Source organism: Actinomycetospora sp. (genome assembly GCF_036497245.1).
Lineage (GTDB): Bacteria > Actinomycetota > Actinomycetes > Mycobacteriales > Pseudonocardiaceae > Actinomycetospora.
In genome coordinates this window covers 1-13,869 of the sequence record NZ_DASXJS010000024.1, presented here as the reverse complement: position 1 = coordinate 13,869, position 13,869 = coordinate 1, and the positions used below count along the sequence as shown (strand labels likewise).

At 73.1% G+C, this 13,869-nt stretch carries 17 protein-coding genes and 1 pseudogene; 9 read left to right on the top strand and 9 right to left on the bottom strand.

Features of this window, described 5'->3' with window-relative positions:
- Both VGI02_RS03125 and VGI02_RS03120 read right to left on the bottom strand, forming a co-directional pair.
- Nucleotides 1-1,034: 2-oxoacid:acceptor oxidoreductase family protein (locus VGI02_RS03125; protein WP_331625790.1), on the bottom strand; the 1,034-nt coding region annotated here is incomplete at its 3' end.
- A gap of 198 nt (nt 1,035-1,232) precedes the next feature.
- Nucleotides 1,233-2,105 (bottom strand): enoyl-CoA hydratase-related protein, encoded by an 873-nt coding sequence (locus tag VGI02_RS03120; protein WP_331625791.1) that lies wholly within the window; start codon nt 2,103-2,105, stop codon nt 1,233-1,235.
- A gap of 27 nt (nt 2,106-2,132) precedes the next feature.
- Here VGI02_RS03120 and VGI02_RS03115 point away from each other — a divergent pair, with 27 nt between their 5' ends.
- Both VGI02_RS03115 and htpX read left to right on the top strand, forming a co-directional pair.
- Nucleotides 2,133-2,729, top strand: a complete 597-nt coding sequence (locus VGI02_RS03115; protein ID WP_331625789.1) for a PaaI family thioesterase — start codon at nt 2,133-2,135, stop codon at nt 2,727-2,729.
- A gap of 93 nt (nt 2,730-2,822) precedes the next feature.
- The gene (gene htpX, locus VGI02_RS03110) at nt 2,823-3,653 is read left to right on the top strand and encodes a zinc metalloprotease HtpX (RefSeq protein ID WP_331625788.1); all 831 of its coding nucleotides are present in this window, start codon (nt 2,823-2,825) and stop codon (nt 3,651-3,653) included.
- Here htpX and VGI02_RS03105 read toward each other — a convergent pair.
- The gene (locus VGI02_RS03105; protein ID WP_331625787.1) at nt 3,644-4,255 is read right to left on the bottom strand and encodes a hypothetical protein; all 612 of its coding nucleotides are present in this window, start codon (nt 4,253-4,255) and stop codon (nt 3,644-3,646) included. The genes htpX and VGI02_RS03105 overlap by 10 nt on opposite strands.
- Nucleotides 4,252-4,899, bottom strand: a complete 648-nt coding sequence (locus tag VGI02_RS03100; RefSeq protein ID WP_331625786.1) for a hypothetical protein — start codon at nt 4,897-4,899, stop codon at nt 4,252-4,254. Before VGI02_RS03100 ends, VGI02_RS03105 begins: the two co-directional genes overlap by 4 nt.
- Before the next feature lie 97 nt (nt 4,900-4,996).
- Between VGI02_RS03100 and VGI02_RS03095 the strand changes: the two genes are divergently transcribed.
- From VGI02_RS03095 to VGI02_RS03085, 3 genes are all read left to right on the top strand, one after another.
- Nucleotides 4,997-6,046 carry a glycoside hydrolase family 172 protein gene (locus VGI02_RS03095; protein ID WP_331625785.1) on the top strand — a complete coding sequence of 350 codons (1,050 nt, stop codon included), beginning with the start codon at nt 4,997-4,999 and terminating at the stop codon, nt 6,044-6,046.
- Between the two features lie 90 nt (nt 6,047-6,136).
- The gene (locus tag VGI02_RS03090; protein ID WP_331625784.1) at nt 6,137-6,637 is read left to right on the top strand and encodes an EVE domain-containing protein; all 501 of its coding nucleotides are present in this window, start codon (nt 6,137-6,139) and stop codon (nt 6,635-6,637) included.
- 72 nt (nt 6,638-6,709) lie between these two features.
- Nucleotides 6,710-7,261 carry a Uma2 family endonuclease gene (locus VGI02_RS03085; RefSeq protein ID WP_331625783.1) on the top strand — a complete coding sequence of 184 codons (552 nt, stop codon included), beginning with the start codon at nt 6,710-6,712 and terminating at the stop codon, nt 7,259-7,261.
- A gap of 131 nt (nt 7,262-7,392) precedes the next feature.
- Here the strand turns inward: VGI02_RS03085 and VGI02_RS29075 are convergent.
- Nucleotides 7,393-7,512: pseudogene (locus tag VGI02_RS29075) on the bottom strand (nuclear transport factor 2 family protein); the annotation flags it as partial.
- A gap of 62 nt (nt 7,513-7,574) precedes the next feature.
- Here VGI02_RS29075 and VGI02_RS03080 point away from each other — a divergent pair.
- Nucleotides 7,575-8,036: an SRPBCC family protein gene (locus VGI02_RS03080; RefSeq protein ID WP_331625782.1), complete on the top strand. Its 462-nt coding sequence runs from the start codon at nt 7,575-7,577 to the stop codon at nt 8,034-8,036.
- 16 nt (nt 8,037-8,052) lie between these two features.
- On the opposite strand, the gene VGI02_RS03075 is transcribed toward VGI02_RS03080, so the two are convergent.
- A complete protein-coding gene (locus VGI02_RS03075; RefSeq protein ID WP_331625781.1) occupies nt 8,053-8,949 on the bottom strand; it encodes a polysaccharide deacetylase family protein in 897 nt (298 codons plus the stop codon).
- Nucleotides 8,950-9,040: 91 nt separating this feature from the next.
- Here VGI02_RS03075 and VGI02_RS03070 point away from each other — a divergent pair, with 91 nt between their 5' ends.
- A complete protein-coding gene (locus VGI02_RS03070) occupies nt 9,041-9,976 on the top strand; it encodes an esterase/lipase family protein (RefSeq protein WP_331625780.1) in 936 nt (311 codons plus the stop codon).
- 5 nt (nt 9,977-9,981) lie between these two features.
- On the opposite strand, the gene rfbA is transcribed toward VGI02_RS03070, so the two are convergent.
- Nucleotides 9,982-10,872 (bottom strand): glucose-1-phosphate thymidylyltransferase RfbA, encoded by an 891-nt coding sequence (gene rfbA, locus VGI02_RS03065; protein WP_331625779.1) that lies wholly within the window; start codon nt 10,870-10,872, stop codon nt 9,982-9,984.
- 282 nt (nt 10,873-11,154) lie between these two features.
- Between rfbA and VGI02_RS03060 the strand changes: the two genes are divergently transcribed.
- The gene (locus tag VGI02_RS03060) at nt 11,155-11,490 is read left to right on the top strand and encodes a hypothetical protein (RefSeq protein ID WP_331625778.1); all 336 of its coding nucleotides are present in this window, start codon (nt 11,155-11,157) and stop codon (nt 11,488-11,490) included.
- A 57-nt stretch (nt 11,491-11,547) separates the two neighbouring features.
- Here VGI02_RS03060 and VGI02_RS03055 read toward each other — a convergent pair whose 3' ends face one another.
- Nucleotides 11,548-12,573, bottom strand: coding sequence for an oxygenase MpaB family protein (locus VGI02_RS03055; RefSeq protein WP_331625777.1), 1,026 nt, complete (start codon nt 12,571-12,573; stop codon nt 11,548-11,550).
- A 170-nt stretch (nt 12,574-12,743) separates the two neighbouring features.
- Here VGI02_RS03055 and VGI02_RS03050 point away from each other — a divergent pair, with 170 nt between their 5' ends.
- Nucleotides 12,744-13,205, top strand: a complete 462-nt coding sequence (locus tag VGI02_RS03050; RefSeq protein ID WP_331625776.1) for a Clp protease N-terminal domain-containing protein — start codon at nt 12,744-12,746, stop codon at nt 13,203-13,205.
- Here VGI02_RS03050 and VGI02_RS03045 read toward each other — a convergent pair.
- A partial coding sequence (locus VGI02_RS03045) for a sulfite exporter TauE/SafE family protein (RefSeq protein ID WP_331625775.1) occupies nt 13,198-13,869 on the bottom strand: 672 nt, incomplete at its 5' end. The two genes, VGI02_RS03050 and VGI02_RS03045, sit on opposite strands and share 8 nt — an antisense overlap.

The following is a 13,869-nucleotide window of genomic DNA, read 5'->3' as shown; positions in this document are numbered from 1 at the left end:
CCGATGGTCTCCGACTTCAGCGCCACGCCGGGCCCCGACGTCGAGGTGACCCCGAGCGCCCCGCCGAACGCCGCACCGAGCGCGGCGCCGATGCCGGCGATCTCGTCCTCGGCCTGGAACGTGGTCACGCCCATGCCCTTGTGCTTCGAGAGCTCGTGGAGCACGTCGGAGGCCGGGGTGATCGGGTACGTCCCGAGGAACACCGGCAGCTTCGACAGCTGACCCGCGGCGACGACGCCGTAGGCCAGCGCGAGGTTGCCGGTGATCTGGCGGTAGGTGCCGGTGGGCAGCGCTGCGGGGGCGACCTCGTAGGTCACCGCGAACGACTCGGTGGTCTCGCCGTAGTTCCAGCCGGTCCGGAACGCCAGGACGTTCGCCTCGGCCAGTTCCGGCTTCTTGGCGAACTTCTCGCGCAGGAACTGCTCGGTGGACTCGGTACCGCGGTGGTACATCCACGACAGCAGCCCGAGCGCGAACATGTTCTTCGCACGCTCGGCGTCCTTCTTCGACATGCCGGTCGGCTCGAGCGCCGTTCGGGTCAGCGTGGCCATCGCCACCTCGTGCACCTGATAGGGCGCCAGCGAGTCGTCCTCGAGCGGGTTCGACGCGTAGCCGACCTTCGTCAGGCTCCGCTTGGTGAACTCGTCGGTGTTCACGATCAGGACCCCGCCGTGGCGCAGGTCCTCGAGGTTCGACTTCAGTGCGGCCGGGTTCATCGCCACCAGCACGTCCGGGCGGTCCCCGGGGGTGAGGATGTCGTAGTCCGCGAAGTGCAGCTGGAAGCTCGACACCCCGGGCAGGGTCCCGGCAGGAGCCCGGATCTCGGCCGGGAAGTTCGGCAGCGTCGCCAGGTCGTTGCCGAACGCCGCCGCCTCCGAGGTGAACCGGTCCCCGGTGAGCTGCATCCCGTCGCCGGAGTCACCCGCGAACCGGATCACCACCCGGTGGGTCTGCTTGACCTCGGTCTTCCGGATCTCGCCGTGTGCCACCAGGTGATCCGGGAGCCCTGCCCCGACCTCGGTGTCAGTGCTCATCGAGCGATCCCAATCCTTCCGCGGAGTCCGGGCGCCTCCTGCTCGGAGCCCGTGCTCCGGGCCGCTGCGCACGACCCGGAATCACCCGGACGCCGGAAGGCACCACCTGTGTCCCACGTTAACCGTGTGCCGATCGGCGCAGCGCGTCACCCGCCGCGGGTCACAGCACACTTGACCGAACAAGCCCCGTCGGAGAGGTCAGGCGCGCCGCCGGACCCGCTCGAGACCCGCCCGGAAGGCGGGCGAGTGCAGCGACTCCAGCTGGGGTCCGACCTCGACGTCGACGGCCGCGCTCTGCTCCGCGAGCCCCGCCGTCGCCCGCACGCTGGCCTTGGTCGCGACGACGAGGTCACGCGGGGCCCGCGCGGAGTGCGCCGCCATCCGGAGCGCCTCGACGACGACCGGGGAGCGCACCGCGGCACCGTCGTCGCCGACCGGCGCCGCGGGCATCTCGCCGCCCACCCGGCGCAGGGCCAGCCCGCTCCGCTCGGCCGCGGCGGCGTCCAGGCCCTCACCGGTGAGCAGCATCGCGAGGGTGGCCTGTTGCCCGACCAGCCGCTGGGTCATCCACGTCATCCCGCCCCCGGGATGCAGGCCCAGGCGCAGGAAGCCCGGCTCGAAGCGCGCGGTGTCCCCGGCGAGCCGGATGTCGGCCGCGAGCGCGACGTTGATGCCCGCCCCGACGGCGGGCCCGTCGACGGCGGCGATCGTCGGCAGCGGGCACGCCGCCAGGGCGAGGAAGCCCGCGTAGACCGCCTTGATGGCCGGCTCGCCCTCGTCACCCGCCATCTCGCCGATCGCGGCCAGTTCGTCGAGGTCACCACCGGCGCAGAACGCCGGTCCACGATCGGCCGCCCCGGTGACGACGACCGCGTGCACCCGGTCGTCGGCGATGACCGCCTCGAGGGCCTCGACCAGGCGATCGGAGAGCGCACGGGACATCGCGTTGCGCCGACGCGGGTCCCGCAGCGTCAGCAGCGCGGTGACCCCGCCTTCCTCCGAGGCGCTGTCCGGGGCGATGTGCTCGACGACGACGGCGGGACCTTCAGTGCTCTCTGCCACGCCGGACATCCTGCCCAAGACGGTTAGCGTGCGCTCATGACCCAGGCGTCCGCCCGCTCCCTCGACGTCCCCGCCGACGCGACCCTCCCTTCCCGCGACCCGCAGGCGCCGGGCGTCGGGGAGCGCATCCCCGCGCACAACCCGGCCTGCCGGGGCTGCGCGGACGTCCCGGGCGGGATCGGGGTCGAGTCGTGGGTCGACGACGAGCGCGGGGAGGGCGGACACGCGGGTCTCGGCGTGGCGGTACGCAGCCGGATGCTCGTCACCGACGACATGCAGGGCGGACCGGGACTGATCCACGGCGGCTTCCTCATGGCCGCCTTCGACGAGTGCCTGGGGTCGGTGGCACCGCTGGTCGGCGGGGTCTGCGTGACCGCGCGGCTGGGGACCGACTTCCGGGCGCCGGTCCCGGTCGGGACCACGCTGTGGCTGCGGGCGCGTCTCGACGGCGTCCTGCGCCGCAAGTACTTCGTGAGCGGCGAGGCCCGGCTCGACACCGAGGACGGAACGCTGGCGGGCACCGCCCGTGCCCTGTTCGTGCACGTCGACATCGAGCACTTCACGCGGCACGCCCGCCCCGAGGACCTCGAGGCGATCGGGGCGTTGTCGGATCGGGTCCGCACCCGGGGCTGAACCGGGGCCCGGAACTCCGGCGCCCGTCCCGCACGTTGAGTCGGGCGGGCGAGCCGGGAGAGCCCTCCCAGGCCACGACGAAAGGGATCCACGGTGCGCAACGGGCTGAAGACCGCCCTGCTCCTCGGGGCGCTGAGTGCGTTCATCCTGGTCATCGGCTCGCTGTTCGGGCGCGCGGGCCTGCTGATCGCCCTGCTCATCGCGCTCGGCGTCAACGGCTACTCCTACTTCTTCTCCGAGAAGATCGCCCTGCGGGCCATGCACGCCGTGCCGGTCACCGAGGCCGAGCAGCCCGGCATGTACCGGATCGTGCGGGAGCTGGCCTCCGCCGCCCACCAGCCGATGCCGCGGCTCTACGTGAGCCCCACGGACGCGCCCAACGCCTTCGCCACCGGGCGCAGCCCGCGCCACGCTGCCGTGTGCGCGACCACCGGCATCCTGCGGCTGCTCGACGAGCGCGAGCTGCGCGGGGTCCTCGGGCACGAGCTCTCGCACGTCTACAACCGCGACATCCTCATCTCCTCGGTCGCGGGTGCGCTGTCGAGCGTCGTCACCTACCTGGTGATCGGGGCGCAGCTCTTCGGCGGCAACCGGAACTTCCTCGCGACGATCCTGCTGGCCCTCCTCGGACCGCTGGCGGCCGGGATCGTGCAGATGGCCGTGAGCCGCACCCGCGAGTACCAGGCCGACGCGAGCGGCGCGACGCTGACGCACGACCCGCTCGCGCTCGCCTCCGCGCTCCACAAGCTGCAGTACGGCACGCAGGCCACCCCGCTGCCGCCCGAGCCCGCGCTCGTCTCGCAGTCCCATCTGATGATCGCCAACCCGTTCCGGGCGGGCGAGGGGATGTCGAAGCTCTTCTCCACCCACCCGCCCCTGTCGGATCGGATCGCCCGCCTGCAGGAGATGGCGCGTCACGGCTGATCCCGCGCGGGCCCGACGAGGTCCGCGACGTGGAGGAAGACGTCCGGGTCGACGTCGTCGGGCGCCGGGATGCGGCGCAGCGGCTCCGGCCGGGGAGGTCGCGGCAAGCGGGCGCGGTAGCGACGCACCGCGGCGAGGCGGTACCGACCGCGCATCGGGATCGGGAGGCGCTCGTCGGCCTCGACCAGGTCGACGTCGAGGTAGAACGACCCCTCGACCCACACCCGGCGCCCGGGCTCGAGGTGATCGACCCCCTCGAGCCCGGCGCTGTTGACGACGACCTCGCGGTCCCCCACTTCGAGGATCTCGACGCCGACGGGTCCGTCCTCCTCCTCCCCGAAGACCCGGGGGTCGCCGATGACGCCGCAGGCGCCCACGATCCCGAAGGGACCGGCCTCCCAGGCGAGGGACGGCCGGCACCCCACGTCCTCGATCTCCGCCAGGTAGAGGACCGGCGCGACCTCGAGCACCTCCCCGATCGCGACCGCGGGCAGACGACCGGACCGCAGGTGCTGCGGCTGGAGCTGCACCGTCGTCACCTCCCGGACGCGGGCCTGCGCCCGGGTCGTCCAGCTGCCGTGGGTGCACGCGTCCGCGCTCACGACGCATTCCCCGTCACGGCGTGCTCGTCGGGTTCGGGCAGGAGGTCGGCGACGTACACCGCGTCGTGCGAGGTCTCGGCGGGGGCCGGGACCCGGCCCAGGGGCACCGGTCCGAGCGGACGGTCGGCCGTGCGCCGGTAGCGCCGGAGCGCGGCGACCCGGAACCGGCGGCGGCAGAGCGCGACGGCCTCGCCGTGCTCCGAGCCGGCATCGAGCATCGGGTCGAGGTACAGCGAGCCCTCGACGTGCAGCGGGCCGTCGCCCTCGGGTGGCTCGGTGCCCGCCCAGTTCACCGGGGCGAGCCACCCGGAGGCGTCCAGGACGTCGATCCGGCACGTGCACCCGGCCGCCGGGTCGATCGGGACGGCCGTAACGGTGCCCCGCGCGTCGAGACATCCGAACTCGTCGACCCACCAGTGGTTCGGCGCGGGCGAGCCGTGGAACGGCCCGGCGTCGTGCAGGACACCGGCGTAGACCGCCGGGACCACCTCCAGCACCTCGGTGACGCGGGCTCGGGGCAGCAGCCCTTCGGCGAGCAACTGGGGGAGCAGCTGCACCGTCAGGGTCCCCGGTGCGCGCATCGGTGTGTGCCGGCCCGACGCGGGCGCCTTGCGCTTCCGCCGTGCGCTCCTGGTCTTCGTCATCGCTCCTCCGTGGTGGCCCTCGTACCGCTGTGCTGGGTCGTGGGCTTGGAGGTCCGCGGTGGCCGATCGGTTCCGTCTTTTTCGGGAAGTCAGGGATATGACCGTCGACTACGGCCCCCACGGCTCGAGCCTGCGCGACCTGCCGCGTCTGCGGCGCACCCGTCGTCGTCGGGAATCGTCGTGGGACCGCAGCGGCGGGAACGACGACCGCGCGCACGTCGCGCCCGGTGGGTCGGTGACCCTGCTCGACGTGGCCGGGGCCGGCGTCGTCACCCACCTCTGGATGACGGTCGCGACGCCCGGACGGCGCCGGGACGACCTGTTGCGGTGGCTCGTCCTCCGGATGTGGTGGGACGGCGAGGAGCACCCGAGCGTGGACGTGCCGCTCGGGGACTTCTTCGGTGTGGGGCACGGCCGGACCACGAACTTCGTCTCGCTGCCGCTCCAGATGAGCCCGGAGGACGGCAAGGCGCTGAACTGCTGGTTCGCGATGCCGTTCGGGACCGGCGCGCGGATCGAGCTCGTCAACGAGGCGCCCGAACACCTCTGGGCGTACTTCTACGTCGACCACGAGGAGCTCGACGAGGTCGGTGACGACATCGGCCGGTTCCACGCCCAGTGGCGCCGGGAGAACCCGACACGAGGTGTCAGGGCGGGGTGGTCGAACGCGCGCTTCCAGTTCGGCGGGTCGAACCTGACAGGCGATGACAACTACACGATCCTCGAGGCCGTGGGTCACGGGCATTACGTGGGCTGCGTGCTGAACGTCCGCCCGCGCCGCCGGTGGCGGTGGAACTGGTACGGCGAGGGCGACGACATGATCTTCATCGACGGCGACGAGTGGCCCCCGACGCTGCACGGCACCGGCACCGAGGACTACGTCAACACCGCCTGGTGCCCGACGCAGTCCTACTCGGCGCCCTACCACGGGGTGACCCTGCCGGGCGGCCGGAACTGGCGTGGGCCGGTCTCGCTCTACCGCTTCCACGTCGAGGACCCGGTGGTGTTCGAGCGGTCGATCCGCGTGACGATCGAGCACGGGCACGCGAACCGGCGCAGCGACGACTGGTCCTCGGTCGCGTACTGGTACCAGGCCGAGCCGCACGTCCCGTTCGGGCTGGCGCCGGTCGAGGAGCGCCTCCCGTGATCAGCCCGTCGACCACAGATCGGCGAGCAGCGCCGACCGCGGGAGGAGCCAGCCCGCCTCGGGTCCGGCCCGCCAGGTGCGGCGGTCCGGGTGCTCGATCTGACTCGTGGCATGGTCGACGGCGTGGTCGGACACTGGGTGTGGGTCGTGGGCCCGGACTGTCATCTCGACGACGACGGGCACGAGCACCCGAAGCTGACCCCCGGCGCTCCCGCGATGCGCTGGGCCTGCCACCGCGACACCCGGCGCGGGGATCTCGCGGTGCTCTACCGCTCGCGGCGGGCCAAGGACGTCGCCTACCTGTTCCGCGCCACGTCCGACGCGACGTACGAGGACGTGCCCGACCGGCCCTGGAACTGCGAGGCCGAGGTGCTCGAACGCTTCGAGCGCCCGGTGCCGTTGGCCGAGCTGCGCGCCGATCCGGTGACCGCGACGTGGCCCGCCCTGCGCGCCTCGTTCGTGCGGACCGGGGCGCCGGTACCCGACGACGTCTGGGACCGGGTGCTCGCCATGGCCGGCCACGTCGCGGCGGGACGAGGGAGTGACTGCGCGGCGAGCGGTTCCCCGTCCTGGCCTGCACCGACTCCCTGATCAGGCCTCCGTCGACATGGCCGAGGCCCGATGGAACCGTGCGACGATCGGCCCCGTCGAAAGGAGGTGAGCGTGGCGACGATCCGTGCCTGGCCCGACCACCTGCTGACCCTCGCCGAGTGGGACGGGCTCACCCCGGTCGAGCTGCGCCGGGTGGAGCTGGCGGAGGGGGTCCTGCAGGTGTCTCCGCGGCCGTCCTCGCGCCACCAGCTCGTGGGCGGCCAGCTGATGGCCGCGCTCGACGCGGCGTTGCGCCCGGCGTGGCGTGCGGTGCCCGAGGTCGAGCTGACGGTCGATGCCGCGGACCCGCCGACGGTGCGCGTCCCCGACGTCGCGGTCGTCCGCGCGGAAGCCGTCGACGGCCGGTCCCGCCTCGACCCGGCCGACGTCCTCGCCGTCGTGGAGGTCCTCTCGCCCGGTTCGCGGCGAACGGACCGGATCACCAAGCGCGCGGAGTACTCCGACGCCGGGATCGGCCACTACCTGATCGCCGATCCGGGGCCGCCGGCCGTGCTGACCGAGTTCCGGCTGATCGACGGCGTGCTCGAGGCGGTCAGCGAGCAGCGCGGATCGGCAGAGCTCGATCTGGGCGCGATGGTCGCGCTCGACCTCGACGCCCTCTGAGCCGCGACCGACGACCGGGTCGGACCCATGTGTCCGCCGCCCGCCGAGTGGACCTCCGGGGTCGCCGGGGCCGCCGTGGGACTCCACTCGGAGCCGGCCGGTCGAATCAGGTCGGGGCGGCCGTCGCCGCGCTCGAAGACCAAGTCCTCGGCGAACACCTCGTGCGCCCGGTCCCAGTCGTGGTCGTCGAGGACGTGCCCGTAGTCCGCGAGCAGCGCCTGGATGGCGAGGACGTCCTCGGTGCTCAACATGTCTCCATCGTCGTCCCGTGGGACGGTGTCGCGTCAGCCGGACGGAGCAGAGGAGCGGGCCGATGCAGGACACGGTGACCGAGCACGTCGCGGCACCCCCGGCGACGGTGTGGGCGCTGGTCGCCGACGTCACGCAGACCCACCGCTACAGCGAGGAGACGTTCGAGGCGGAGTGGCTCGACGGCGCCACCGGCCCGGCCGTGGGTGCACGCTTCCGCGGGCACGTGAAGCGCAACGGCCGCGGGCCGACGTACTGGACGGTCTGCCGCGTCACCGCCTCCGAGCAGGACCGCGAGTTCGGGTTCGAGGTCCTGGCCGGGGGCCGCTCGGTGAACAACTGGCACTACCGGTTCGACCCCGCGGGCGACGGCACCGACGTCACCGAGTCCTTCCGGCTCACCCCGAGCCTCGGCACCAAGCTCTACTGGGCCGTCGCCGGCCGCGCCCGGGGCCGCACCAACCGCGCGAACATGCGCGCGACGCTGCAGGCCATCAAGGGCATCGCCGAGTCCGACGCCGGCTGACCCGCCCGCAGCGTCGTCACGGCGGGACGTGCTCGGTCCACCAGTCGGCGACCTGCTGCCGGTGCACGAGTGAGATCTCCGGCTGCCCCGCCACGTGCTCGAGGAAGTCGCGGACCGCGGTCGCCCGCGCCGCCTGCCCGCTCCACCGGGGATGGAGCCCGACCGTCATCAGCCGCGCCCCGGCGCCGTGGCGGGCCTCGTCGAGCAGGAACCCGGCCGCGCCGATCAGCGTCTCGGCGAAGTGCCGCGGCGTCGCGTAGGTCGGCGCGAGGAAGTACCGGGTGTCGTTGTGGACCTTCGAGTACGGCACGACGAGCCACGGGGCGCCGTCGACCTCGGTCCAGTAGGGCAGCTCGTCGTTGACCGCGTCGCTGTCGTAGGTCAGGTCCGGGTGGGCCGCGGCGAGCCGGCGGGTGCGCTCCGACGGGAAGGACCGGACATACCAGCCGCGGACCGGCCGGCCGACCAGGCCGGGCAGCACCCGCATTGCGTGGTCGAGGTCCTCGCGCTCCTGCTGCTCGGTCATGTGCGTGACCTCGGCCCACCGGTAGCCGTGGCCCAGGACGTCGTGCCCGCTCTGGCGCAGCCACGCCGCGAAGGGCGGATTGCGTTCCAGGGCCCGGGCGCAGACGCCGAAGGTCACCGGCACGGCGAACCGCTCGAACAGCCGGACCAGCCGCCAGATCCCGACGCGGGCCCCGAACTCGTAGTGGCCCTCGGTGCCGAGATCCCGGACCGCCGGGTCGATCGGCAGCGCGTACTCGCCCCAGCTGTCGTTGCCCTCGCCGTCGGGCCACGCGGCCTCCGCGCCCTCCTCCACGTTGACGACGACGTTGACCGCGACGAGCGAGCCGTCCGGCCAGCGCTCGAGGGGCACGGTGCGGGCGTGGCCGACGAAGTCACGGGCGGGCATGCCGACGGGTCTACACCCCCACACGCGTACCTCACGGACGACGGGCGTCGTTGCGCCCACGACGAACCCGTCCGAATCCGGAGGAAACGCCATGGCCCGGCGTCGCTGGTCCGTTCTCGTCGGCGCGGCGGTCGTCGTGGCGATGCTCTCGGCGCCGTGGGTGGCCACGGCCGCGCCCGCGCCGGCCCAGGCGGCGTCCACCCAGCGCTCCGCCGCGCCCCCGCCGAACCCGATCGATCCGCCCCCGCCGGGGTCGAACGACTGGTCGTGCCGGCCGGGCCGGGCCCATCCGAATCCGGTGGTCCTCGTGCACGGGCTGGCTGCCAACCAGGCCGACAACTGGGGCTATCTGGCGCCGATCCTCGCGAAGCAGGGGTACTGCGTCTTCTCGCTGACCTACGGGCGCAACCCGCTCGCGCCGCCGCCGCTGAGCCAGGTCGGCGGGCTGGAGCCGATGGAGCGCAGCGCCCAGGAGCTGAAGGCGTTCGTCGGACGGGTCCGCGGCGCCACCGGGGCGGGCAAGGTCGACATCGTCGGCCACTCCGAGGGCAGCCTCATGCCGAACTACTACGTGAAGTTCCTCGGCGGCGACGAGGTCGTCGACCGCTACGTCGGCATGACGCCGCTGTGGGACGGCACCCGCCTGCTCGGCGCGTCCGACCTCGACACCATCGCGAGGCACCTCGGGATCGCCCCGGTGTACGGAGCGGCGCTGGCCCCGCTGTGCGCCTCCTGCCGGGAGTTCCTGCGCGGCTCACCGTTCCTGCAGAAGATGAGCTCGGGAGGCACGCCCGCGGTCCGCGGCGTCGACTACACGATGGTCATGACGCGCAACGACGAGCTGGTCCAGCCCTACACCAGCGGCGAGCTCGAGGGGGCGCACAACGTCGTGCTCCAGGATCTGTGCCCGGCCGACGCCAGCGAGCACGTCGAGGTGGCGTTCGACCCGGTCAACGCCCAGGTGGTGCTCAACGCCCTCGACCCGGGGCACGCCCGCCCGGTGCACTGCACCGGGCCGCCCCGCTAGCCCTCCTACCCGGACGCGCCCGCGCGGTGGGCGACGTCCATGACGTACTCGCCGTAGCGGGACTTCGCCTGGGCCCGGCCGAGGCGCAGCATGTCGTCGGGGGTGATCCAACCCTCGCGCAGGGAGATCTCCTCGAGGCAGGCGATCCGCACGCCCTGGCGGTGCTCGAGCACGGCGACGTACTGGCCGGCCTCGAGCATCGACTCGTGGGTGCCGGTGTCGAGCCAGGCGAAGCCGCGCCCGAGGTCGACCAGGCGGGCGTCGCCGCGTCGCATGTAGGCGAGGTTGAGGTCGGTGATCTCGAGTTCCCCGCGGGGGGAGGGCTCGAGGTCGGAGGCCAGGGAGACGACGTCGTTGTCGTAGAGGTAGAGCCCGGTGATCGCCCGGTTGGACCGGGGCTTCACCGGTTTCTCTTCGATGGAGATCAGGCGGCCGGTGTCGTCGGCCTCGCCGACGCCGTAGCGCTCCGGGTCGCCGACGGGGTAGCCGAACAGGGTGGCGCCCTTGTCGGACTCCACCTGGGCGACGGCGCGCTGCAGGATCGTCGAGAAGCCCTGGCCGTGGAAGATGTTGTCGCCGAGCACGAGGGCCGCGGTGTCGTCACCGATGTGGTCGGCGCCGATGCGGAAGGCCTCGGCCAGGCCGTTGGGCTCGGGCTGCTCGGCGTAGGAGAAGTTCAGGCCCAGCTCGTGGCCGTCGCCGAGCAGCCGCCGGAACGCGGGCAGGTCGACCGGCGTCGAGATGATCAGGATGTCGCGGATGCCGGCGATCATGAGCACCGAGATCGGGTAGTAGATCATCGGCTTGTCGTAGACCGGCAGCAGCTGCTTGGAGACCGCTCGGGTCACCGGGTGCAGCCGGGTCCCGCTGCCCCCCGCCAGCACGATCCCCTTCATCGCCGTCCAACCTCCGTGTGATCGCGTCGTCGACCGGGGTCCGCTCGACGAGCCCCGCCCGGGACTGTAGACGGCGACTCTCCGGGCCTTTCCCGGTGTTGTGGCCGGGCGTCCGACACCGTGGGTCGTCACGGGCTGTCACCCGTTCGGGTAGCCACGTCAAGACTCGATAACGCACAGGGCGCCGTCGACGACATCCCAGGCAGGTCGGCCCCCCGGCAGCCCCACGGCGCCGGCTCACGGAGCCGCTCGATTCGACACCGCAGCTCTCGGGGGATACCTGTGTCCGCTCATCGTGTGCACCGCCGCGTCCGTCCGGCCCGTTCCGCGATCGCAGGCCGTGTCGCGCTCTCCGGCGCCGCTGTCCTGACGCTCGGGGCCGGGCCCCTCGTCGGCCTGGCGTCCGCGGCCCCGGACACGGGGGACACCGCGAGCACCACCGCAGGCACGACCGTCGCCGCGACCGCCCCGGTGGGCGCGGTGGCGACGGTCGACGGCCCGAACGACGCCGACGGCGGGAGCGAGGCCCTCTGGTACGGCCTCCTCACGACGGCGGCCGTGGCGGGCGCGGCCGGCGCCCACCAGCTCGTCGGCGGTCGCCACCGCCGTCGCGTCTGAGTCGGGCCCCGACGTCGTCGGGTCCCCGGGCGGCGCGGACCCGGGGACCCGAGGACGTCACGCGGGGAAAGGCAGCAGCTCCTCGGCGTGGTGCTTCGGGTAGGGCGCCGGGCCGGACTGGCGCTCCCGCTCGGCCAGGATCGCGGCGTACTGCACCCGCGGGTCGGTGACGCCGTACTCCGCACGGGCCTCGGCGGGCTCGCGGACGACCGGGTGCATCGGCGGGGTGCGGCGCAGCACCGGCTCGAGGATCGGCGCGGTACGCGGGCTGGCCAGACGCAGCGCCCACAGCTGGACCCACGTGCTGGCGGCGGCCGCCCGCACGACGGGGCGGGTGAGCGCGACCGCGACCCGGTCGGTGAGGCCGGACTGCGTGGTGGCGCCGAGCTTGCGCATCCACCGCGGCAGGGTGGCGATGACCGCGCGGCGGGCGACGGCGTTGAACACCACGCGGATCGGCGTGGGCATGCGCTCGGGCAGCACGGTCGTGCTCGCGTCGAGCAGGAAATCCATCATGTCCTGCGCGACCTCGGAGCCGGCCAGCCGCGGGCGGTAGGCCGCGAAGTAGGCGCGGATGCCCTCGCGGGTGCGGGGGACGTCGGCCGGGTCGATCGTCTGGAACTCGGCGGCCCGCGCGCACTCGTTCCAGTACTGCGCCTCCTCGGCCTCGGTGAGCTTCCCCGGGCCGAAGATCTCATAGGTGTAGAGGATCGAGTGCCAGGCGGTCAGGTGGATCCAGAGCTGCGAGGACGGGTCGTTGGCGTCGTAGCGCCCGCCGGTGACCGGGTCGTGCCCGACGGCGCGGGTATGGATCTTCATGAGGGTGTCCGAGGCCCGCAGCACCGACTCGGCGTCGCCGAACTTCACCGTCGCGAAGTACTGCATCGTCCGGTCGTAGCGCAGCTTGGGTCGCTGCTTGACCTGCCCCGACTGGTCCACCGAGGCGACGAGATAGGGGTCGAGCTCCTCGATGACGACCGCGCGGAGGAACCCCAGCACGATCGAGGTCGGATAGCCCCAGACCTTCCAGGTCACCGAGTCGGGACCGAAGAATCCGTAGTCCTGCTGCGCGCGAGCGCCCACCGTGCACCTCCGTCGCTGTACGTGCGACCTACGGTAATACCAACAATGTGTATCCGCTACTACCGGTAAGGGGTACTCATCGTCACCGGTGGTGTGCGCGCCGCCGACCCGGAGGAACTTCGGGGATCGCCCCGAGGTGGCAGGCCCCTCGTCCGGATGACGCTGCGGGTATGCGCCTGACCCACCGCCAGACCGCCCGATTCACCCGGGCCGTCCAGCTCGCCCGCCGCGAGGCCATGGCCCTCGCCGCGCCCGCCCTCGGGACGGAGCACCTGCTGCTCGGGCTCGCCCGCGAGGAACGGGAGTCCGGTCGCGGACCGCTGGAGCCCGTCGACCCCGACGACCTGCGTGCGCTGCTCCCGCGTTCCCACCCGGCGCCGGAGGCGGAGTCCCCGCCCTTCAGCCGCCGGGCGATCGCGGCCCTGGCCGAGGCGCGCCGCCTGGCCGACGCGCGCGGCGACCTGGTCGTGGGCGCGGACCACCTGCTCGCGGCTGTGGCCGGTGATCCGGACTGCGCCGCCGTCGCCGCGCTCGAACGCCTCGGGGTCGATGTCGGCGACGTGTGGTCGCTCGCTGTCGCGGATCTCGGCCGCGATCGCGGTCCGCGCCCTTTCGTGGATCTGTTCAGGTGAGGAGCAGGTCGACGATCGCCGCGACCCCGATGACGACGATCACCCCGCGCAGCACCGTGGGCGGGAGCCGTCGCCCGATCCGCGCGCCGAGCAGGCCGCCCACTACGGAGCTGACCGCGAGGATCCCCACGACCGGCCAGCTCACCGGGGCGACGACGGCGTAGACGGCCCCCGCCACGAGGTTCACGACGGCGGCGAGGGCGTTCTTGACCCCGTTGAGGTGCTGCAGTGTGTCGTCCACGAGGAGCCCCATGACGCCGATCAGGAGGATCCCCTGGGCGGCGGTGAAGTAGCCGCCGTAGATCCCGACCGCGAAGATCAGCGGGTACAGCAGCCACGGCCGCGGCCGGACGGGGCCGCGCTGCCGCAGCCGGCGCGTGATCACCGGCTGCACGACGACGAGGACCAGGGCGAGCCCGACCAGGAACGGCACGATGCTCTCGAACGCGTCGGGCGGGAGCGACAGGAGCAGCGCCGTGCCGCAGACCGCGCCGACGGCGGAGAACACGGCCGCGCGGGTCACCCGCACCCGGGCCTCCCGCACTTCGTGCCGGTAGCCGTAGGCGCCGGTGATGCTGCCGGTGACCAGCCCGATCGCGTTCGACGTCGTCGCGGTGACCGGCGGGAACCCGAGCGCGACGAGCACCGGGAACGTCACCAGCGT

Bases quoted from the DNA above. Each gene is read 5' to 3' on its own strand.
- VGI02_RS03115 (WP_331625789.1), top strand. From the start codon at position 2,133: ATGACCCAGGCGTCCGCCCGCTCCCTCGACGTCCCCGCCGACGCGACC.
- rfbA (WP_331625779.1), bottom strand. From the start codon at position 10,872: ATGAAGGGGATCGTGCTGGCGGGGGGCAGCGGGACCCGGCTGCACCCG.
- VGI02_RS03095 (WP_331625785.1), top strand. From the start codon at position 4,997: ATGACCGTCGACTACGGCCCCCACGGCTCGAGCCTGCGCGACCTGCCG.
- VGI02_RS03100 (WP_331625786.1), bottom strand. From the start codon at position 4,899: ATGACGAAGACCAGGAGCGCACGGCGGAAGCGCAAGGCGCCCGCGTCG.
- VGI02_RS03070 (WP_331625780.1), top strand. From the start codon at position 9,041: ATGGCCCGGCGTCGCTGGTCCGTTCTCGTCGGCGCGGCGGTCGTCGTG.
- VGI02_RS03050 (WP_331625776.1), top strand. From the start codon at position 12,744: ATGCGCCTGACCCACCGCCAGACCGCCCGATTCACCCGGGCCGTCCAG.
- VGI02_RS03120 (WP_331625791.1), bottom strand. From the start codon at position 2,105: ATGTCCGGCGTGGCAGAGAGCACTGAAGGTCCCGCCGTCGTCGTCGAG.
- VGI02_RS03080 (WP_331625782.1), top strand. From the start codon at position 7,575: ATGCAGGACACGGTGACCGAGCACGTCGCGGCACCCCCGGCGACGGTG.
- VGI02_RS03075 (WP_331625781.1), bottom strand. From the start codon at position 8,949: ATGCCCGCCCGTGACTTCGTCGGCCACGCCCGCACCGTGCCCCTCGAG.